Consider the following 20,354-nt stretch of genomic DNA (forward strand, 5'->3'; position numbering starts at 1 on the left):
ACCGCCCGTGCCTTTGAGGAACTTTCTTAGTCTTTCAGGTTCCATAAACGGTCACCCATAGAGGGGCACTGTCTGTTTGTCGTCTGCTTGAAAGCCCTGTGTGAGCTTTCCTGTAGTGGCCGGTGGACGATCTAAGATTATTGCGCAGCAGGGCCAGGGTCTTGGCTGCGTTATTCCGTGCGGGGCTGAAAGGGTTCTGCAGGAAGCTTGTTTTAAAAGGGGGAGAACTTTTGCGCAACGCCCAGGTCTATCTTGGCAAGCTGATTCGCTGGCAGGTGCTGCACCCCTTTGGGTTCAATGAGGAGTGTTCATGCTAGCCCAGGATGAGGATCAGCAGCTGGTCGAGCGCGTACAGCGCGGAGACAAGCGAGCATTTGATCTGTTGGTGCTGAAGTATCAGCACAAAATTCTCGGGCTGATCGTGCGTTTCGTGCACGACAGCCATGAGGCCCAGGATGTGGCGCAGGAAGCCTTTATCAAGGCATACCGGGCGCTGGCTAATTTTCGCGGTGACAGTGCTTTTTATACCTGGCTGTACCGCATCGCCATCAATACGGCGAAGAACCACCTGGTGTCGCGAGGTCGGCGACCGCCAGACAGTGATGTAAGCGCTGAGAATGCGGAGTTCTATGAGGGCGATCACGCCCTCAAGGACATCGAGTCACCAGAACGAGCTTTACTGCGGGATGAGATCGAGGCCACCGTGCATCGCAGCATCCAGCAATTGCCAGAAGATTTGCGTACGGCCCTAACCTTGCGTGAATTTGATGGTCTCAGTTACGAGGACATTGCGAGCGTTATGCAGTGTCCGGTAGGCACCGTGCGTTCACGTATTTTTCGGGCGCGCGAGGCTATTGATAAGTCTCTGCAGCCTTTGCTACAGGAAACCTAAGACAGCGGCGACAGCCAAGAGAGGAACCGCAATGAGTCGTGAAGCCCTACAGGAATCGCTGTCCGCGGTGATGGATAACGAAGCGGACGAGTTGGAATTACGGCGTGTGCTCGGCGCGAGTGACGACGCCGAGATGCTCGCCAAGTGGTCGCGCTACCAGATCGCTCGAGCGGTGATGCATAAAGAATTGCTGGAGCCGCGTCTGGATATTGCCTCGGCTGTCTCCGCTGCGTTGGCCGATGAAGCGGTACCGGTGGCGAACAAGGCGGTTCGTGGTCCGTGGCACGTTGTCGGTCGTCTGGCTGTGGCTGCCTCGGTAACGGTTGCCGTGTTGGCTGGCGTACGTTTGTATAATCAGGATGAAGTCACGGGAGCTCAGATGGCGCAGCAAGCTGCTCAGCCAGCACTGACGACTCCGCAGATGCAGGGTCCAGCGATGCTGGCGGGCTTCAGTATCGACGGCGCGCAGCAGGCTTCCGCCCAGGCTGCTGGTGAGACTTCGTCGGGCTGGCATGAGCAACGGTTACCTGCTTACCTGCGCCAACACGCTCAACAGGCAGCGATGAATGGTAACGAAAGTGCGCTGCCGTATGCGCGTGCGGCAAGTTTGGAAAGCCGTTAAGGAGACGCATGCGCTTTATCCCGGTTACCTCCTTTATTCTCGGCAGTTGGCTGGCGTTTCCCGCCGTCGCTGCCGAAGCGCAAGATTGGCTGCAACGTTTGGCTGAAGCTGAGCGCAGCCAAAACTACCAAGGCACTTTCGTGTATGAGCGTAATGGCAGCTTCTCCACCCACAGCATGTGGCATCGGGTGGAAGAGGGCGGTGTCGTGCGCGAGCGCCTTTTGCAGTTGGATGGTCCTGCGCAGGAGGTGCTGCGTGTCGATGGGCGTGCCGAGTGCGTCAGCGGTACTTTGTCCGATCAGGTAATCGATAGTCAGAGTTGGCCGGCGCGCGAGCTGAATGCCCAACAGTTGACGGAATGGTACGACCTGAAAGTCATCGGTGAATCCCGAGTGGCCGGGCGTGATGCCGTAGTGCTGGGGTTGCGGCCGCGCGATCAGCACCGCTATGGCGTTGAACTGCACCTGGATAGGGAGAGCGGTTTGCCGCTGAAGTCCCTGTTGTTAAACGACAAGGGGCAGTTACTCGAGCGCTTCCAGTTCACTCGCTTGGACGTTACTACGGTTCCGCCGGATGAGGCGTTGCAGCCGAGTGCAAAGTGCCGTCCGGTGCGGGTGACTGAGACGAAGGTCTCCGACGCGCAGACTTGGCGCTCCGATTGGCTGCCACCAGGTTTTGTTTTGAGCCGAACGACCCTGCGACGTAGTCCTGCTTCGGATGAGCAAGTAGCGTGCTTGTTGTATGACGACGGACTGGCGCGTTTTTCCGTGTTCATGGAGCCGCTGCGTGGTGCTACGGTCGAGGATGCGCGCAGCCAGTTAGGGCCGACCGCTGCGGTTTCCCGGCGTCTGTCGACCGGCGACGGCGATGTGATGGTCACGGTAGTCGGTGAGATTCCGTTGGGTACCGCCGAGCGGGTCGCCTTGTCGATGCGCGCAGCCGCTGAGCAGGTCACACCATGATTGAAGAGCAGGGACGGGTGGTGGCTGTCGAGCCAGGTGCCGTTTGGGTCGAGACCCTGCGCAAGAGTACCTGCTCCAGTTGCTCGGCGAATGCGGGTTGCGGTCAGGGTTTGCTGGATAAGCTGGGCGTAAGCGGTCGACGTGGTTATGTGCGCGCGCTGTGCGATTTGCAGCTAGCGGTCGGGGATGGTGTGGTGCTCGGCGTGCGCGAGGATTTGTTGGTGCGTGGCTCGCTACTGGTTTACCTGTTCCCCCTGTTAGGCTTGTTCGCGTCTGCGCTGCTGGCGGAGCAACTGGGTTTGGCCGAGCCGCTGGTAATTTTGGCCAGCTTTCTAGGCTTTGCTGCATCCTGGTTTGGGGTGCGCTGGCGCAGCGTTCGCACCGCGAGCGATCCGGCCTTGCAGCCGGTGGTGTTGCGCGCTTTGCTGGTAGGTGCTGCGGGCTTATTTTAAGTCTTTTGCTGGTTCTGAATGGGGAGTTGTATGTCGATGCCTAGTCTGAAACAAACTTTTTCCGCGTTGCTTGCAGTTTTATTGTTGGGACAGGTGGTTGCTGCGCAGGCGGATTTGCCGGAGTTTACCGAGCTGGTCGAACAAGCCTCGCCTGCAGTGGTAAATATCAGTACGCGGCAGAAGATTCCCGAGCGTGTGGCGACTGCCGACGGTCAGCTGACCATCCCCGATCTGGAAGGCCTGCCGCCGATGTTTCGCGAGTTCTTCGAGCGCAATATGCCACAGGTACCGCGTGCCCCTGGCGGTGGACGTCAGCGAGAGGCGCAGTCGCTGGGCTCGGGCTTCATCATTTCGGCCGATGGCTATGTGCTGACCAATAACCATGTGATCGCCGATGCCGATGAAATCATTGTGCGCTTGTCTGATCGCAGCGAGTTGGAAGCCAAGCTGGTCGGCACTGATCCGCGCAGCGATGTGGCTTTGCTGAAAATCGAAGGCAAAGACTTGCCGACCGTCAAGATAGGCAAATCCGAGGATCTGAAGGTCGGAGAATGGGTTTTGGCGATTGGTTCGCCGTTCGGTTTCGATCATTCGGTGACTGCCGGTATCGTCAGTGCCAAGGGACGTAGCCTGCCCAGTGAAAGCTATGTGCCGTTCATTCAGACCGATGTGGCGATCAATCCAGGTAACTCCGGCGGCCCGCTGTTCAACCTGGCGGGTGAAGTAGTGGGGATCAACTCACAGATTTTTACCCGCTCCGGCGGTTTCATGGGGCTGTCCTTCGCCATTCCGATGAGCGTTGCAATGGATGTGGCCGATCAGCTCAAGGCCAGCGGCAAGGTCAGTCGCGGCTGGCTGGGTGTGGTCATCCAGGAAGTGAACAAGGACCTTGCCGAGTCTTTCGGGCTGGATAAGCCTGCCGGTGCGTTGGTCGCTCAGGTGCTTGAGGGTGGTCCTGCTGCCAAGGGCGGCCTGCAGGTGGGCGATGTGATTCTCAACCTGAATGGCCAGCCGATCATCATGTCGGCGGATCTGCCGCATCTGGTCGGGAGGCTGAAGCCTGGTAGCAAGGCCGAGCTGGACGTAGTGCGCGACGGTGCCCGCAAGAAGCTGCAGGTGGCCATCGCCGCTCTGCCGGAGGAAGGTGAGGAGCTGGCGGGTATCGAAGGCCCAGGCGTGGAGCGCAGCAGCAATCGCCTGGGGGTCAAGGTAGTTGAGCTGACGGAAGAGCAGAAGAAAGGCCTCGACCTGAAAGGCGGCGTGGTGATCAAGGAAGTGCTGGATGGTCCGGCTGCGATGATTGGTCTGCGTCCGGGCGATGTGATCACCCATCTGAACAATCAGGCGATCGATTCGGCGAAAACATTCACTCAGGTGGCGCAGGACTTGCCGAGAAATCGTTCGGTTTCGATGCGTGTGTTGCGGCAAGGGCGCGCCAGTTTCATTACCTTCAAATTGGCGGAGTAAATCGCTCAAGCGCGAAAAAGGGCGATCTGGATCGCCCTTTTTCATGGCTGCCAATTGGCGCCTGGGCGTGACGCGTGCGACGCCTATCGGGTACACTTCCCGGCTATTTTCGGCGGGCAGTTGCCTGCGGCCTTTTCGAGTGCTGTCCTGTGAGTGACCTGAGTCATATCCGCAATTTCTCCATCATCGCCCATATCGATCATGGCAAGTCCACCCTGGCTGACCGCTTCATCCAGATGTGTGGTGGCTTGTCCGAGCGCGAAATGGAAGCCCAGGTGCTGGACTCCATGGACCTGGAACGTGAGCGCGGTATCACCATCAAGGCGCACAGCGTCACCCTGTATTACAAAGCGCTGGACGGCAAAACCTACCAGTTGAACTTCATCGACACCCCCGGTCACGTCGACTTCACCTATGAAGTCAGCCGCTCACTGGCCGCCTGCGAAGGCGCCTTGCTGGTGGTCGATGCCGGCCAGGGCGTCGAGGCACAATCGGTGGCCAACTGCTACACCGCCATCGAGCAGGGCCTCGAAGTCATGCCTGTGCTGAACAAGATCGACCTGCCGCAGGCCGATCCTGATCGCGTCAAAGAAGAAATCGAAAAAATCATCGGCATCGATGCTACTGATGCCGTGACCTGCAGTGCCAAGACGGGCCTGGGTGTCGACGAAGTGCTGGAGCGCCTGGTTCACACCATTCCAGCGCCAACTGGGAATATCGAAGATCCGTTGCAAGCGTTGATCATCGACTCCTGGTTCGACAACTATCTGGGCGTTGTCTCCCTGGTTCGCGTGCGTCATGGGCGGATCAAGAAGGGCGATAAAGTGCTGGTTAAATCCACCGGCAAGATTCATCTGGTGGACAGCGTCGGCGTATTCAATCCTAAGCACAGCGCCACGGTTGACCTGAAAGCCGGTGAAGTAGGCTTCATTATCGCCGGCATCAAGGACATTCACGGTGCGCCAGTGGGCGACACCCTGACCCTGAGCTCGACGCCGGATGTCGAAGTGCTGCCAGGCTTCAAGCGCATCCAACCGCAGGTTTATGCGGGCCTGTTCCCGGTCAGCTCCGACGACTTCGAAGACTTCCGTGAGGCGCTGCAAAAACTCACGCTGAACGATTCCTCGTTGCAGTACACCCCGGAAAGCTCCGATGCGCTGGGCTTTGGCTTCCGCTGTGGTTTCCTCGGCATGCTGCACATGGAGATTATCCAGGAGCGGCTTGAGCGCGAGTACGACCTCGACCTGATCACCACCGCGCCGACAGTGATTTTCGAGCTGGTGCTCAAGACCGGTGAAACGATTTATGTCGATAACCCGTCCAAGCTGCCGGATGTGTCGAGCATCGAAGATATGCGCGAGCCTATCGTCCGGGCCAGCATTCTGGTGCCGCAGGAACACTTGGGTAACGTCATCACCCTGTGTATCGAAAAGCGCGGTGTACAGCATGACATGCTGTTTCTGGGGTCCCAGGTACAGGTGACCTATGACTTGCCGATGAACGAAGTGGTCCTCGACTTCTTCGACCGTCTGAAGTCGACCAGCCGTGGATATGCCTCGCTGGACTACCACTTCGATCGTTATCAGTCAGCTAACCTGGTCAAGCTGGATGTGCTGATCAACGGCGAAAAAGTCGACGCCCTGGCGTTGATCGTGCACCGCGACAACGCCAACTACAAAGGTCGTGCGTTGACCGAGAAGATGAAAGAGCTGATTCCGCGGCAGATGTTCGACGTGGCAATCCAGGCCGCCATTGGCGGGCAGATTGTGGCGCGAACGACCGTCAAGGCGCTGCGCAAGAACGTATTGGCCAAGTGCTACGGTGGCGACGTGAGCCGTAAGCGCAAGCTGTTGGAAAAACAGAAGGCCGGTAAAAAGCGGATGAAGCAAGTCGGTAACGTGGAAATTCCACAAGAAGCCTTCCTTGCGGTACTCAGGTTGGATAGTTAGGTCCTATGTCACTAAATTTCCCGCTGTTGCTGGTCATCGCTGTCGCCGTGTGCGGCATGCTGGCGCTGTTCGATTTGATCTTTCTGGCCCCGCGTCGTCGCGCGGCCATTGCCAATTACCATGGTCAGGTCAGCGAGCCAGACGAGGCCGTGGTCGATCAATTGAACAAAGAACCGCTGTTGGTCGAGTACGGCAAGTCGTTCTTTCCGGTGCTGGCGATCGTGCTGGTGCTGCGCTCCTTTCTGGTCGAGCCGTTCCAGATTCCATCCGGCTCGATGAAGCCGACCCTGGAGGTCGGTGACTTCATCCTGGTCAACAAGTTTGCCTACGGCATTCGTTTGCCAGTACTGGACACCAAGGTGATCGAGGTGGACGAGCCGCAGCGCGGCGATGTCATGGTGTTCCGCTACCCGAGCGACCCGAACATCAACTACATCAAGCGCGTGGTCGGTTTGGCTGGCGATCATCTTCGCTACACCAGCGACAAGCGTCTGTTCATCAACGATCGGCCAGTCGCCCAGCAATTGATTGGTGAGGAGCCGGGCAGCCTCGGCAGCGCCATGCTCTATAACGAGCAGTTGGGTGAAGCCGAGCATCTGATCCGCAAGGAAATGAATCGTTACCGCATCGAGCCTGGGCGTGAGTGGGTGGTGCCGCAGGGCTACTACTTCATGATGGGCGACAATCGCGACAACTCCAACGATAGCCGCTATTGGGACGATCGAAATATCCCCAAGCCCTTGCTGGGCATGGTGCCGGACAAGAATATCGTCGGCAAAGCCTTCGCCATCTGGATGAGCTGGCCGGAGCCCAAGTTGCGCAACCTGCCGAATCTCGCGCGCGTCGGCTTGATCCACTGACGTTCCAGCTATTTTGCGACGCTGTTCAATACGGCGTCGCAGGCTATATATAGTCTTGTCTCGGGCCCATAGGGCTCTTACATAACATCGAACTTGGGGTCAATTATGACATTTGCACGTTCGCAAAAAGGCTTGTCGGTCCTTGGCTGGCTAATGGCGCTGGCGCTCGTGGCGTTCGTCGCCAGCGCCGCATTCAAGATGCTGCCGCATTACCTCGACTATATGTCGATGGAGAAGATCATTACCTCGGTCGAGACTGACAAGGCCGCGGAAATAAAAAGCGTGGGTGAGTTTTACGGCCATGTCAGCAAGGGTATGGAAGTCAACAGCATCCGCGACTTGAGACTGCAGGAAGTGCTCAAGGTGAAACTCGAGAACAATGAGTTTCGTGCCCATCTGAAGTACGAGGTGCGTGAGCCGTTGATCCAGAACCTCGATCTGGTGGCGCGTTTCGACAAAGAATATCGCGTGCGCATGCCGTGACTGCTTCGTTAGGCCGCCTCGAGCGACAGCTCGGTTATAGCTTCAAAGACCAGGACCTGATGGTCCTGGCGTTGACCCATCGCAGTTTCGCCGGACGCAATAATGAGCGTCTGGAGTTCCTCGGTGATGCCATCCTCAACTTCGTCGCCGGTGAGGCGTTGTTCGAGCGCTTTCCGCAGGCCCGCGAAGGCCAGTTGTCGCGTTTGCGCGCCCGTCTGGTCAAGGGCGAAACCCTGGCCATACTGGCGCGCGGTTTCGACTTGGGCGAATACCTGCGCCTGGGTTCGGGTGAACTGAAGAGCGGGGGTTTTCGCCGCGAATCGATTCTCGCCGATGCGCTGGAAGCCTTGATCGGTGCGATCTATCTGGATGCCGGTATGGAAGCGGCTCGTGATCGGGTGCTGGCCTGGCTGACCAATGAGTTCGACAGCTTGACCCTGGTCGATACCAACAAGGATCCGAAAACCCGCCTGCAGGAGTTTCTGCAATCGCGGGCCAGTGACCTGCCGCGTTATGAAGTGGTGGATATCCAGGGCGAACCGCATTGCCGGACCTTCGTCGTCGAATGCCAAATCGCCCTATTGAATGACAAGACCCTGGGACAGGGCGCCAGCCGTCGGATTGCCGAACAGGTTGCCGCGGCCGCTGCCTTGATTGCCCTGGGTGTGGAGAATAGCCATGACTGATTCACCTGTAACACGCTGTGGCTATGTCGCCATCGTTGGCCGGCCCAACGTGGGCAAGTCGACGCTGCTCAACCACATCCTCGGGCAAAAACTGGCGATCACCTCGCGCAAGCCGCAGACCACCCGGCACAACATGCTCGGGATCAAGACCGAGGCTGAAGTGCAGGCGATCTATGTCGACACCCCCGGCTTGCACAAGAACAACGAGAAAGCCCTCAATCGCTATATGAACAAGAACGCCTCGTCGGCCTTGAAAGATGTCGACGTGGTGATCTTCGTGGTTGATCGCACCCGTTGGACCGACGAAGACCAGATGGTTCTGGAGCGCGTGCAGTACGTGCAGGGGCCGGTGATCCTGGCGATCAACAAGACCGACCGTCTCGAAGACAAAGCCGACCTGATGCCGCATCTGGAATGGCTGGCCGAGCAACTGCCGAAAGCGGAGATCGTACCGATCTCGGCCCAGCATGGGCACAACCTCGATACCCTGGAAAAACTGGTGGGTGAGCGCTTGCCGGAAGGCGTGCACTTCTTCCCGGAAGACCAGGTCACCGACCGCTCCAGCCGCTTCTTTGCCGCCGAACTGGTGCGCGAGAAGGTCATGCGTCAGTTGGGGGCCGAGCTGCCCTACCAGATCACCGTAGAGATCGAAGAATTCAAGCGCGATGGACGCATCCTGCACATTCATGCGCTGATCCTGGTCGAGCGTGATGGGCAGAAGAAAATCATCATCGGCGACAAGGGCGAGCGGATCAAACGCATCGGCCAGGAGGCGCGCAAGGACATGGAAGTGATGTTCGACTCCAAAGTCATGCTCAATCTCTGGGTCAAGGTCAAAAGCGGTTGGTCGGATGACGAGCGCGCCCTGCGTTCGCTGGGTTACGACAACATTTAAGCTGCGCTCGGGCGCAGTCCATGCGCCCGCCACCCAGGAAACCCGCTCGCCATGCTTGCGCTAAGCCAGCCAGCCTATGTCCTGCACAGTCGTGCCTACCGGGAAAGCAGCGCCTTGGTGGACTTCCTTACCCCACAAGGTCGCCTGCGTGCGGTGCTGCGTGGCGCGCGCGGTAAAGCCGGCACCTTGGCGCGTCCCTTCGTGCCGCTGGACGTGGAGTTTCGCGGTCGTGGTGAGCTTAAAACCGTGGGACGCCTCGAGGCTGCGGGCATTCCCAACCTGCTCAGCGGCGACGCGCTGTTCAGTGGCATCTACCTGAACGAATTGCTGATCCGTTTGTTGCCGGCGGAAGACCCGCACCCGGCGATTTTCGACCACTACGCCATGAGTGTGCTGGCACTGGCCCAGGGGCGTGCGCTGGAACCCTTGTTGCGCGCTTTCGAGTGGCGTTTGCTGGATGAGCTGGGCTATGGTTTCGCCCTGGATCTGGACCTCAACGGCCAGCCCGTGGTGGCGGGTGGTTTGTACCGACTGCAGACCGATAGCGGCCTGGTGCCGGTCGGGCAGTTGCAGCCTGGGGTATTTCAGGGTGCCGAACTGCTGGCGATGGCCGAAGCCGACTGGAGCGTGCCCGGCGCGCTGGCGGCGGCCAAGCGTTTGATGCGCCAGGCCATGGCCCCGCATTTAGGCGGTCGACCTCTGGTCAGCCGTGAACTGTTTATGACCTTTAAGGAGCCGACCCATGACTGATGCCAATCGTATTCTGCTGGGTGTGAACATCGACCATGTGGCCACCCTGCGCCAGGCCCGAGGGACTCGCTACCCTGACCCGGTCAAGGCTGCATTGGACGCCGAAGAAGCCGGCGCCGACGGGATTACCGTACACCTGCGTGAGGACCGCCGGCACATTCAGGAGCGCGACGTGCGCGTGCTGAAGGACGTGCTGCAAACGCGGATGAACTTCGAGATGGGTGTCACCGAGGAGATGCTCGCCTTCGCCGAAAGCATTCGCCCGGAGCATGTCTGCCTGGTGCCGGAAACCCGTCAGGAACTGACCACCGAAGGCGGCCTGGATGTGGCCGGGCAAGAGGCGCGAATTCGCGCGGCGGTGCAGCGCTTGAGCGCGATCGGCTGCGAGGTGTCGTTGTTTATCGATCCCGACGAGGAGCAGATCGCGGCGTCGAAGCGCGTCGGCGCGCCGGCCATCGAGTTGCATACCGGGCGATATGCCGATGCCCATACGCCGGCAGAAACCGCCCGCGAACTGGCGCGGATCCGCGACGGGGTGGCGTGCGGTTTGGCCCATGGGCTGATCGTCAATGCCGGGCACGGCCTGCATTACCACAACGTCGAGCCGGTGGCGGCGATTGCCGGAATCAACGAATTGAACATCGGTCACGCACTGGTGGCTCATGCGCTGTTCGTCGGCTTCAAACAGGCGGTGGTGGAAATGAAGCAGTTGATAGTCGCGGCCTCGGGGCGCGGCTAAAAGCTTCGCAGCCAAGGCCGCTGCCTCTTGATCAAGGCTGCTCCGTCGCAATAGTTGCAGCTCTGTGGGCGCGGCCTCGGCCGCGAAAAAGCGCGATAACGGTCATGGCTTACGCGCGATCAGTACGGCGCGAGTCGGTGCGGGCAACCCTTCCAGCGTGCGGCTGCGGTCGGCCGGGTCGAGGAACTCCGGCAACGATTGAAAGCGCATCCAGTCGGTGGCGCGCTGCTCGTCTACCGAGGTCGTGCTGACGTCGACGCAGCGCACATCGACGAAGCCGGCGCGGCGCAGCCACAGTTCCAGAGCCGGGACCGAGGGCAGGAACCAGACATTGCGCATCTGCGCATAACGGTCTTCCGGTACCAGCACCTGCTGGGCATCGCCTTCCGCCACCAAGGTTTCCAGCACCAGCTCACCGCCCTTGACCAGGCAGTCTTTCAAGTCCAGCAGGTGGTCGATGGGCGAGCGCCGGTGGTACAGCACGCCCATGGAAAACACCGTGTCGAAGCCCTGCAACTTGCCGGGTAGTTCCTCGAACGCCAGCGGCAGGTGCCACACGGGCTGCTCGGGCAGGTAGTTCTTGATCGCCAGGAACTGGCAGAGGAACAGCCAGTTGGGGTCTATGCCCACCACGCTGTTGGCACCGGCACCGAGCATGCGCCACATGTAGTAGCCGTTGCCGCAGCCAACATCCAGCACGCGTTTGCCCTTGAGTTCGAGGAAGGGCGCGATGCGTTGCCACTTCCAGTCCGAGCGCCATTCGCTGTCGACATGCACGCCGAACAGCTCGAACGGACCTTTGCGCCAGGGAATCAGCCCTTGCAGTGCGGTCTTCAGCGCGGCGCGAGTGGGCTCATCGCAGGGGCCGTCGAAGCTGAAGCGTTGCAGCAGTTCCTGCTGCGCGACACTCAGCGGTGGCAAGGCTTGCACCGCGTCATACCAGCGTTGCAGGTCGCCGTGACCGACCGCCAGCTTGGTATCGATTTGTCCGGGCAAGTCGGCTGACCAGTCTTGCAGGGGGGTGCCCGCCAGTTGTTGTTGCAGGGCGTCGAGATCGAGGCGGTTGATCATGGCAAGGCGATCAGCGAGGCGAAATTAAGGCATTGAAACCAGGGCACGACCTTGCTGAAGCCGGCGGCCAGCAGGCGCTCGCGGTGTTGTTCCAGGCTGTCGGGGATCATTACCTTCTCGATGGCGCTGCGCTTCTGGGCGATCTCCAGTTCGCTGTAACCATTGGCGCGCTTGAAGGCGATGTGCAGCTCGCTGAGCAGGTTGTGTTGCTCGCTATCTTCGAAGCGCAGTTTCTCCGAGAGGATCAGGGCGCCGCCTGGCAGCAGGGCCTGGCGGATACGACCCAGCAGGATCTGGCGTTGTGGCGGCTCGATGAACTGCAGGGTGAAATTCAGCGCCACCAGAGAAGTTGGCTGAAATTCCAGGTTGAGGATGTCGGCCTCGATCACCTCGACCGGCAGCAGTTCCTGGAACATCGAGTCTTGCGCATGCAGGTATTCGCGGCAGCGTTCGACCATGGCGCTGGAGTTGTCCACGGCGATCACCCGGCAGTCCTCGATCTGCACATGCCGGCGTAGCGCTTGGGTGACCGCCCCGAGGGAGCTGCCTAGGTCATACAAGATGCTGTGCGGCTGGGCGAACTGGCCGGCGAGCACGCCGATGTTCTCGACGATGGTCGGGTAGCCGGGCACCGAGCGTTTGATCATGTCCGGGAACACCCGCACCACGTCCTCATTGAAGGTGAAGTCCGGGACATGGGGCAGAGGCTGGGCAAAAAGACGGTCGGGGGGCTGGCGCACAGAGATTCCAAGGAGGGGGCTACGGTGGGCATTTTACCCAAGACTCGGCGTTGACCAAACCCTGAGGATTTGCCGAACCGATAAAAGATACAGAGGGGATGTCGTTTGTCGGTAAGTCGAGCCGGATATCAGACCTTGGTCTTATTCGTGTTTCGGACGAAAGGCCCAGGTTTGCGCGTGTGATTTTGAAACAATTATTTTCCTTTAGCGGTCAAACTCTCCTGCAGCATCCCACCATGGAAAGGCGCATCTGACCGAAGCCCATCAACCGATGCAAGGTCGCCGTCTGCGCCAAGGTTCACCGTAGTTCAAGCAGATCAACTCTTAGGAGGGTCAGACGGTGAAACACTTAGCCACTCCATTTATAGCGTTCTCCTTGTTCGCGGCGAGCAGTGCGCCTGCTTGGTCCGCCGAACCTACCGAGCCATCGGCCGAACCCCCGGCCGGGCGCCTGCTGGCGACACAATGCTTCCAGTGCCACGGCACTAACGGCAAGTCGCAAAGCGAAATCGACAGCATCGATGATGAAAGCGCTGATGAGCTGTTCGAAGAGCTGTTGGAGATGAAAGCCTCGCCCAAGGTCACGGTGATGAATCAACAAGCCAAGGCATACAGCGACGCCGAGTTGCGCCTGATTGCCGATTATCTCGGCCGAACAGCGGGCAATGACGACGATGGACATGACGATCGTGATGATGACTGATCCGCAACCAGCGACTGGAGGATAAATCATGAACAGCTTGAATCGTCGTAAGTTTATCCAGGTTTGCGGCAGCGGTCTGGCGCTCGCGACCTTACCCTTCTCATTGCATGCGGCCAGCGGCGCGCGCGTCGTGGTGATCGGCGGCGGCTTCGCCGGTGCCACTGCGGCCAAGTACCTGCGTCTGTTCGGTCCTGACCTGCAGGTGACCCTGGTCGACCCGGCGACTGCACATGTCTCCTGTGTCGGCAGCAACCTGGTGCTCACCGGCGAGACGCCCATTGGCGAGCTGACCAAACCATTCGCCGCGCTGAGTGACAAGTATGGCGTGGAGCTGGTGTCCGAGCCGGCTGTTTCAATCGACGCGGCCAACAAACGGGTCAGTCTGGCCAGTGGTGCGACGCTGGATTACGAGCATGTGATCCTGGCGCCGGGCATCGACTTCGAGCCGGTGTCCGGTCACGACTTCAACGTGATGCCGCATGCCTGGATCGCCGGGGCGCAGACCACTCTGTTGCAGGAGCAATTGATGGCCATGGCGGACGGCGGCACCTTCGTGATCGCGATTCCCAAGACCCCGTTCCGCGCCCATACCGCGCCCTATGAGCGGGCTACCGTGGTCGCCGACTACTTCCAGCGCAATAAGCCTGGGGCGAAGATCCTGATCCTCGATGCCAATGCCGCCATTGCCGGTATGAACCGTACCTTCACTGAGGCCTTCACCGGAGTCTACCGCGACATAGTCGAGTATGTGCCGAATGTAACGGTGAACGCGGCGGATGCGCTGAACCGGCGACTCGATATCACCCGGGAGGGGACGGCCAGTTCGGTGACGGCTGAAGTGATCAACCTGATTCCGGCGCAGAAGGCCGGGAAGTTGTTGTTCGACAGCGGCCTGGTACCTGACGGTAGCAAGTTCGCCCCGGTCAATCCGCTGAACTATGCGAGCACGCTGGCCCCTGAGGCGAACGTGCACATTCTGGGTGATTCGCAGTCGACGGGGCAGGCCAAGTCCGGGCACATGGCCAACTCACAGGCCAAGGTCTGCGTGGATGCTATTTTGCGTGATCTCGCCGGCCTGGCGCCGGACCCCGCGCCGAAAACTACCGCGGCGGCGTTCCCGCCGATTACCCGAAGGACGGCAAGTTGGACCACTACGACCTATTCATTCGATGCTGCGAGTATGAGCATGGTCGCGAGTTCATCGGCCGAGGCACCCAAGCCGACCAAGGATATTCGTAAGGAGGAAGGACCGGGTTGGCTGATCAACTTGCTCAGCGATAGCTTCGCTTAGCAAGTTGCGCGCATCCGTAACGAGCCTGGGATGTCCGGGCCCATTACGGATGCTGCGCCTTAGCGCATGACAGGGACGAACAGGCCTGCGTGGCGCACGAGGGCGCCCGTATCTCCAGCTGGAGCATGGCCTGCCAGCGGGGCAGTCTCAGGCTCCTCACTTCAGTTGATCGGAAAAGAACTCGCCGGCGCCCTGCAAGGGTCCCAGTGGATTACGTTTGACCTCGAAGTGGCGGATGTTCGGCTCGCCGTTGCTGACCTTGTGCACCAGGGTGTTGTCGACCAGGACGAACACCGCGCGGAAGGCCCAGCCTTGCAGTTCGCGCTGTTTGCGGAAGTTGAACACGTCGGCCCAGAAACTGCCGACTCGCTGGGTATCGGTCTTGGTGAATTCGAAAGCGTAGCCAATGCAGCGATCCTTGGCTTCCAGGCATTTCACCAGACCGTCCGGTAGATAGGCGATGGGGATGTTCGGTTGCACGAACATCAGCCGCACGTCGATGAACGAGAGCATCTTGCCGTTGCCCTCGGCCAGTGGATCGAACCCCAGGGAGAACAGTTCTGAGCGGCTGGTTATGCCGTTAATCGCCTGGGAATAACGCATTTCCGCATCCAGGTAATCGCTGAATGGCGATTGCACTTCGGTTCGTTCGCTGGGTAACAAGCTGCTGCACCCGCTTAGCCAGACCAGCACCATGATCACTACGGCTTCACTCCAGCGTACTGCCATGTTATCCCCCTAAGAAGTCAGATCCTGTCTATCTCCTATAGTCGATTTGGCCGGGCTCTGCCGTTTCCCGTGTAAACAACTTCCGCCGACAGCCGAGCGCTGGGGCGGCGCATGAGCAACCCTTCAGTGACCTTGGCTGTGCTTGAGGATGATGGCGCAAGCCCCGTTCTAGAGGTGCGCAGCAGGGCTGATGCAGGGCGGTGTGCGGTGTCGGCTCGGGCTGGTTCGTGCCGGAGTGGCGAGACGAGAGATTATTCGCGCCGACTCACTTCACCTGCAGGCGGCAGTCGAAGGTCTGCGCCGGGGCAACTTCGGGTTCCCAGGGACGCTGATAGGTCAGTAGCAGGTGACCTTCGCCGACCTGGTTGGCCAGGAAGCGCCAAGTCGATTGTCCGGCGCTGCCGACCAGACCGGCATCCTCCGGGTTGCTGTAGACCTCGGGGCCGAGGCTGTGCAGCACGCTTTTCGCGCTGTCGCGCAGCGTCCAGCGATAACCCGTGGTGGGGTTGCTCGGGAGTGTCAGCACAACTTGCTGGCCATTGTAAAGACGCAGCGGGCACTGGCTTTGCTGTTGCACTATCAGGCTGCTGGGTTGGTGTGCGCAGGCCGCCAACAGGGCGAGGCCGAGCGGCAGCAACATGCGGGAGGTGGTGATCATGGAGGACTCCTGTCATCGGCAAACGCCTGCCAGCATAGCGGTTGTGTGTGGCAGCGATAACCCGTAGACGACTGATTTCGCAGTCGACGGGGTCGCTGCCATGGGGTGTATGGCGTAGCAGGGGCGCGCATTTAGGCGAACAACACCTTGGCCACATCGTTGTAGCGCTTGGCGAAGTGCACGCTCATGCCCTCCTTGAGGTAGTCCGGCAGCTCGGCATAATCGCCACGGTTGGCGTCCGGCAGGATCAGCTCGAAGATCTTCTGCCGCCGCGCGGCGATGACCTTTTCGCGCACGCCGCCTATCGGCAGTACCCGGCCGGTGAGGGTCAGTTCGCCGGTCATCGCCACGCCTTTCTTCGGTGGCTGATTGCGCGCCAGCGACAACAGCGCGCTGGCCATGCTGACGCCGGCACTGGGGCCGTCCTTCGGGGTGGCGCCCTCAGGCACATGCAGGTGGATCGCGGCCTGGTCGAAGAAACCGGCTTCGCCGCCGAACTGTTTCAGGTGTGAACTGATGAAGCTGTGGGCGATTTCCGCCGACTCCTTCATCACCTCGCCGAGCTGGCCGGTGAGCTTGAAGCCGCGGCTCAGCGTGTGAGTGCGCGTCGCCTCGATCGGTAGGGTCGCGCCGCCCATACTGGTCCAGGCCAGGCCGGTGATCACACCGATGCCCGAGAGCAGCTGTTCGCTGCGAAACAGTGGCATGCCCAGGTAGTCCTCCAGGCTCTTCGGGCCGATCTTGACGGTGATTTCCGGATCGTCGAGCAGCTGTACCACGGCCTTGCGTACCAGCTTGCCGAGCTGCTTCTCCAGTTGGCGCACGCCGGCTTCGCGGGCATAGCCTTCGATCAGGGCCTTGAGGGCGGCATCGCTGATACTCAGTTTATGTTTGGGGACGCCGGCCTTCTTCAGTTGCTTGGGCCACAGATGGCGTTTGGCGATCGCCAGCTTCTCCTCGGTGATGTAGCCGGACAGGCGAATCACCTCCATGCGGTCGAGCAGTGGCCCGGGGATCGAGTCCAGGGTGTTGGCCGTGCAGACGAACAGTACCTTGGACAGGTCCAGACGCAGATCCAGGTAATGATCGAGGAATTCGACGTTCTGTTCCGGGTCGAGGGTTTCCAGCAGTGCCGAGGCCGGGTCACCCTGATAGCTGCTGCTCAGCTTGTCGATTTCGTCGAGCATGATCACCGGATTCATCACCTCGACCTCTTTCAGCGCCTGCACCAGCTTGCCGGGCAGGGCGCCGATATAGGTGCGGCGATGCCCCTTGATCTCCGCTTCGTCGCGCATGCCGCCGACGCTGAAGCGATAGAAGGGCCGACCCAGGCTCTCGGCGATCGACTTGCCGATGCTGGTCTTGCCGACGCCGGGCGGGCCGACCAGCAGCACTATGCTGCCGGCGATCTCGCCCTTGAAGGCACCCACGGCGAGGAACTCGGTGATCCGCGCCTTGATGTCGTCCATCCCGGCGTGGTGTTGGTCGAGCACCCGGCGCGCGTGCTTGAGGTCGAGTTTGTCCTTGCCGACGATGCCCCAGGGCAGGGCGGTGGCCCAATCCAGGTAATTGCGGGTGACCGCGTATTCCGGGGAGCCGGTCTCCAGGATCGACAGTTTGTTGAGTTCTTCATCGATGCGTTTGCGGGCCTGCTCGGGCAGGGTCTTGCCTTCCAGGCGCTGCTGGAACTGTTCGACGTCGGCACTGCGGTCGTCCTTGCTCAGGCCCAGTTCCTGCTGAATGATCTTCAACTGCTCCTTGAGGAAAAATTCGCGCTGGCGCTCGCCGATCTTGCTGTTGACCTCAGCCGACAACTCCTTCTGCAAGCGGCCTACCTCGACCTCCTTGCGCAGCAGCGGCAACACCTTTTCCATGCGCTTGAGCATCGGCACGCAGTCCAGCACTTCCTGCAGTTCGATACCTGGGGCGCTGGTCAGGGCGGCGGCGAAGTCGGTCAGTGGCGAGGGGTCGTTGGGGCTAAAGCGATTCAGGTAGTTTTTCAGTTCCTCGCTGTACAGCGGGTTGAGCGGCAGCAGTTCCTTGATCGCGTTGATCAGCGCCATGCCATACGCCTTGATCTCGTCGCGCGGCTCGAGGTTGCTCTGCGGATACTCGACTTCCGCCAGGTACGGCGGTTTGCGGCTCAGCCAGCCACGGATGCGCACGCGTTTCAGGCCTTGCGCGACGAACTGCAGCTTGCCACCCTCTTCGGCGATATGGTGCACACGCACCAGAGTGCCGTGCTCGGGTAGCTCGTCCGGGGCGAAACTGCTGCCATCGGCGGGCGGTCTGTCGATGAAAAACAGCGCCAGGCTTTTGTGCGGGGTGTTGCTGACGCGCTCCAGGGTCTTGGCCCAGGGCTGCTGATTGACTATGACCGGCAGCACTTGTGCGGGGAAGAAGGGGCGGTTGTGGATCGGGATCACATAGAGCTTGTCCGGCAATTGCTGGTCGGGCAGGACAAGGTTGTTGCCGGTTTGCTCTGCGACTATGTCGATATCCTGAGGATTGTTCATGCGGCACCTGTGGTTGCACGTTGAGTGCTACATGGGGCGCTGCGCGAGGTTTTTCAATCAGCAGGGCGCGACGCTGGTCAGCGACAGACGTAAATCCTGTATCCGTGCGTCGATCAGCGGAGTGAGCAAGGCGAAACAATCGCTCGGCTTCAGCCCAGCCTGTGGCGCGTCGATCAGCTCGCTCTGCAGGCGTTTTAGCAGCGGCTGTAGCGGCGCTGTACTCTGCGGATCGCTGAAGCGCTGGCAGAGGTCGCGCATCTGCATTTGTAGGCCCGCCGGGCAGCGCGTGTAGTTGGCGGCGCGCACCGCCAGGCCACGCAGGCGTGCCAGGTCTTCGAGGCTGCGGCAGGCCTGGCCAAGGCCGCGCAGTGCAGGGTGGCCGGACAGACACAGGCGGTCTTCGAGCTGTTCGATGACCGTCAGCAGGCCTTCGATCATGCAGCAATGCGCGGCGAAGTCGGCGGGATTGCGCCGCAGTTGCGGCCAGTCCTGTTGCAAGGGCGCCAATTGCAGGCTTGCACCTGGCCAGTTCAGCCAGAGCTGATCGAGTTCGCGGGCCAGGCCGTTGCGCTGACTGACATTGGCGAGGTCCCGTTGTGCGCCCAGGCCGCGATGCTTCTGCAGGGTTTGCAGCAGCTCCACGGCACGTTGCAACGTGCTGTGTTGCAGTTGGCTGAGTGCCTGCCGATGGCGGCGCGTGGCGCGGTGAGTCAACCATTGGCCGAGCAGAAATAGCGCCAAGGCCAACGCCAGGGCAATACTGAGCTCCATAGGGTGATACCTCGACACAGCGAACGGACAGTGCCAGTGACTTGCAACTCTCCTGCCAGCGGGCCAGAAGCCCGGTGTGAGTGGCAGGGCAGGTGAGGCCGGCGCTGCTTGCTGCTCCGTTGTTGGGCATGCACTGCAAGCTCCGGCTATTTTAGTGCGCGCACGTTATCGCCTAGCCCACTTGTCGTGTGGGCTGCTGTTTTGTCCGACAACCGGTTAAAGTGCCAGCATTTAACCTAGGGTTGCCGAAGCAATGTTCAAAGCCCGCCTGATTCGCCTGGATGACCAGGCCCACGAACACACCCATGACCACCACCAGTTGGTGCTGTCACTGGCGGGGCGTGCGGAGTTCGAGGTCAATGGGCGTGGTGGCGAGGTGTGCCGGATGCGCGCCTGTCTGGTGCCGGGCGATGCCGATCATCAGTTCGCCGGCATGGGCGACAATCGCATGCTGATTGTCGATCTGGACGAGCAGGGCACTTCGCGCGAAGACCTGGACCTGCTCACTCACCTGTTCGAGACGCCGCGTTACCCGCAGCTGGATGCCGATTTCCAGAATTTGCTGAATTACGCCGGCGCCGAGCTGGAGCGCTACGGCAGCGATCCAATGCTCGCGCGTTCGCTCGGTGGCGTCTTGCTGCGCGCGCTGCACTTGCGCCTGTTTGGTGAGCAGTCCAGCCGCAATCACGGGCCACTCGATCTGGAACGGCTGGATGCCTATATCGGCGAACACCTGGTGCGGCGCATCAGCGTCGCCGAACTGGCCCAGGTGGCCTGCCTCAGCCCCAGCCATTTCCATGTGCAGTTCAAGGACAGCGTCGGCTTGACGCCCCATCAGTACCTGTTGAAAACCCGCCTCGATCGCGCCGCGCGGCTGCTGCGCGAGAGTGACCTGGCGTTGATCCGGATTGCCGAGGAGTGCGGCTTCTCCAGCCAGAGCGCGCTGACCACGGCCATGCGTCGCTACCTCGGGTTGACTCCCAAGCGTCTGCGTATCGCGCAATAGCGCATCACGCGCCACCCTCTACCCGATCATGCCACGCTTGCGGCCAAGCGACTGAGCGGCTGCGTATCACGGGCCAAAGCGTGATCTTCCATGCATAGCCAGCTAAGCTGAA

21 protein-coding genes are annotated in these 20,354 nt (G+C 60.4%); 15 read left to right on the forward strand and 6 right to left on the reverse strand.

Annotated elements, in window-relative coordinates:
- The first annotated feature begins 310 nt into the window (after nucleotides 1-310).
- The 12 genes from rpoE (at nucleotide 311) to pdxJ (ending at nucleotide 10,757) form a co-directional block, all read left to right on the forward strand.
- A complete protein-coding gene (rpoE, locus tag FBY03_RS12785) occupies nucleotides 311-892 on the forward strand; it encodes an RNA polymerase sigma factor RpoE (RefSeq protein ID WP_147172752.1) in 582 nt (193 codons plus the stop codon).
- Nucleotides 893-923: 31 nt separating this feature from the next.
- Complete coding sequence (locus FBY03_RS12790) at nucleotides 924-1,514, forward strand: sigma-E factor negative regulatory protein (RefSeq protein WP_147172753.1); 591 nt, start codon at nucleotides 924-926, stop codon at nucleotides 1,512-1,514.
- Between the two features lie 8 nt (nucleotides 1,515-1,522).
- On the forward strand, nucleotides 1,523-2,476 hold the full coding sequence (locus tag FBY03_RS12795) for a MucB/RseB C-terminal domain-containing protein (RefSeq protein WP_147172754.1): 954 nt from the start codon (nucleotides 1,523-1,525) through the stop codon (nucleotides 2,474-2,476).
- Nucleotides 2,473-2,928 carry a SoxR reducing system RseC family protein gene (locus tag FBY03_RS12800; protein ID WP_147172755.1) on the forward strand — a complete coding sequence of 152 codons (456 nt, stop codon included), beginning with the start codon at nucleotides 2,473-2,475 and terminating at the stop codon, nucleotides 2,926-2,928. The genes FBY03_RS12795 and FBY03_RS12800 overlap by 4 nt, the downstream gene beginning before the upstream one ends.
- Nucleotides 2,929-2,964: 36 nt before the next feature.
- Nucleotides 2,965-4,395 carry a DegQ family serine endoprotease gene (locus FBY03_RS12805; protein ID WP_147172809.1) on the forward strand — a complete coding sequence of 477 codons (1,431 nt, stop codon included), beginning with the start codon at nucleotides 2,965-2,967 and terminating at the stop codon, nucleotides 4,393-4,395.
- Between the two features lie 149 nt (nucleotides 4,396-4,544).
- Entirely contained in the window at nucleotides 4,545-6,344 is a 1,800-nt protein-coding gene (gene lepA, locus FBY03_RS12810) for a translation elongation factor 4 (RefSeq protein WP_147172756.1), read from the forward strand.
- Nucleotides 6,345-6,349: 5 nt separating this feature from the next.
- A complete protein-coding gene (gene lepB / locus FBY03_RS12815; protein ID WP_147172757.1) occupies nucleotides 6,350-7,204 on the forward strand; it encodes a signal peptidase I in 855 nt (284 codons plus the stop codon).
- Nucleotides 7,205-7,309: 105 nt separating this feature from the next.
- The gene (locus tag FBY03_RS12820; RefSeq protein ID WP_147172758.1) at nucleotides 7,310-7,687 is read left to right on the forward strand and encodes a DUF4845 domain-containing protein; all 378 of its coding nucleotides are present in this window, start codon (nucleotides 7,310-7,312) and stop codon (nucleotides 7,685-7,687) included.
- The gene (rnc, locus tag FBY03_RS12825; protein ID WP_147172759.1) at nucleotides 7,684-8,373 is read left to right on the forward strand and encodes a ribonuclease III; all 690 of its coding nucleotides are present in this window, start codon (nucleotides 7,684-7,686) and stop codon (nucleotides 8,371-8,373) included. Before FBY03_RS12820 ends, rnc begins: the two co-directional genes overlap by 4 nt.
- Nucleotides 8,366-9,268 (forward strand): GTPase Era, encoded by a 903-nt coding sequence (era, locus tag FBY03_RS12830; RefSeq protein ID WP_025166063.1) that lies wholly within the window; start codon nucleotides 8,366-8,368, stop codon nucleotides 9,266-9,268. The genes rnc and era overlap by 8 nt, the downstream gene beginning before the upstream one ends.
- A gap of 51 nt (nucleotides 9,269-9,319) precedes the next feature.
- Nucleotides 9,320-10,018, forward strand: coding sequence for a DNA repair protein RecO (recO, locus tag FBY03_RS12835; protein WP_147172760.1), 699 nt, complete (start codon nucleotides 9,320-9,322; stop codon nucleotides 10,016-10,018).
- Nucleotides 10,011-10,757 carry a pyridoxine 5'-phosphate synthase gene (gene pdxJ / locus FBY03_RS12840; RefSeq protein WP_147172761.1) on the forward strand — a complete coding sequence of 249 codons (747 nt, stop codon included), beginning with the start codon at nucleotides 10,011-10,013 and terminating at the stop codon, nucleotides 10,755-10,757. The genes recO and pdxJ overlap by 8 nt, the downstream gene beginning before the upstream one ends.
- A 102-nt stretch (nucleotides 10,758-10,859) precedes the next feature.
- On the opposite strand, the gene cmoB is transcribed toward pdxJ, so the two are convergent.
- Both cmoB and cmoA read right to left on the reverse strand, forming a co-directional pair.
- Nucleotides 10,860-11,828: a tRNA 5-methoxyuridine(34)/uridine 5-oxyacetic acid(34) synthase CmoB gene (cmoB, locus tag FBY03_RS12845; protein ID WP_147172762.1), complete on the reverse strand. Its 969-nt coding sequence runs from the start codon at nucleotides 11,826-11,828 to the stop codon at nucleotides 10,860-10,862.
- The gene (gene cmoA / locus FBY03_RS12850) at nucleotides 11,825-12,568 is read right to left on the reverse strand and encodes a carboxy-S-adenosyl-L-methionine synthase CmoA (RefSeq protein ID WP_147172763.1); all 744 of its coding nucleotides are present in this window, start codon (nucleotides 12,566-12,568) and stop codon (nucleotides 11,825-11,827) included. The genes cmoB and cmoA overlap by 4 nt, the downstream gene beginning before the upstream one ends.
- A 340-nt stretch (nucleotides 12,569-12,908) precedes the next feature.
- Here cmoA and FBY03_RS12855 point away from each other — a divergent pair, with 340 nt between their 5' ends.
- Together FBY03_RS12855 and FBY03_RS12860 are read left to right on the forward strand one after the other, a co-directional pair.
- Nucleotides 12,909-13,271 (forward strand): cytochrome c class I, encoded by a 363-nt coding sequence (locus FBY03_RS12855; RefSeq protein WP_147172764.1) that lies wholly within the window; start codon nucleotides 12,909-12,911, stop codon nucleotides 13,269-13,271.
- Between the two features lie 28 nt (nucleotides 13,272-13,299).
- The gene (locus FBY03_RS12860) at nucleotides 13,300-14,562 is read left to right on the forward strand and encodes an FAD-dependent oxidoreductase (RefSeq protein ID WP_147172765.1); all 1,263 of its coding nucleotides are present in this window, start codon (nucleotides 13,300-13,302) and stop codon (nucleotides 14,560-14,562) included.
- A 156-nt stretch (nucleotides 14,563-14,718) separates the two neighbouring features.
- Here the strand turns inward: FBY03_RS12860 and FBY03_RS12865 are convergent, their stop codons facing one another.
- From FBY03_RS12865 to FBY03_RS12880, 4 genes are all read right to left on the reverse strand, one after another.
- Entirely contained in the window at nucleotides 14,719-15,291 is a 573-nt protein-coding gene (locus FBY03_RS12865; protein ID WP_147172766.1) for a hypothetical protein, read from the reverse strand.
- Between the two features lie 265 nt (nucleotides 15,292-15,556).
- Entirely contained in the window at nucleotides 15,557-15,946 is a 390-nt protein-coding gene (locus tag FBY03_RS12870) for a protease inhibitor I42 family protein (protein WP_147172810.1), read from the reverse strand.
- Between the two features lie 134 nt (nucleotides 15,947-16,080).
- A complete protein-coding gene (gene lon / locus FBY03_RS12875) occupies nucleotides 16,081-18,465 on the reverse strand; it encodes an endopeptidase La (protein ID WP_147172767.1) in 2,385 nt (794 codons plus the stop codon).
- 57 nt (nucleotides 18,466-18,522) lie between these two features.
- Nucleotides 18,523-19,236 carry a hypothetical protein gene (locus FBY03_RS12880; protein WP_147172768.1) on the reverse strand — a complete coding sequence of 238 codons (714 nt, stop codon included), beginning with the start codon at nucleotides 19,234-19,236 and terminating at the stop codon, nucleotides 18,523-18,525.
- Between the two features lie 253 nt (nucleotides 19,237-19,489).
- Here FBY03_RS12880 and FBY03_RS12885 point away from each other — a divergent pair, with 253 nt between their 5' ends.
- On the forward strand, nucleotides 19,490-20,242 hold the full coding sequence (locus FBY03_RS12885) for an AraC family transcriptional regulator (RefSeq protein WP_147172769.1): 753 nt from the start codon (nucleotides 19,490-19,492) through the stop codon (nucleotides 20,240-20,242).
- Nucleotides 20,243-20,354: the final 112 nt, after the last annotated feature.

The organism is Pseudomonas sp. SJZ079 (assembly GCF_007993865.1).
Lineage (GTDB): Bacteria > Pseudomonadota > Gammaproteobacteria > Pseudomonadales > Pseudomonadaceae > Aquipseudomonas.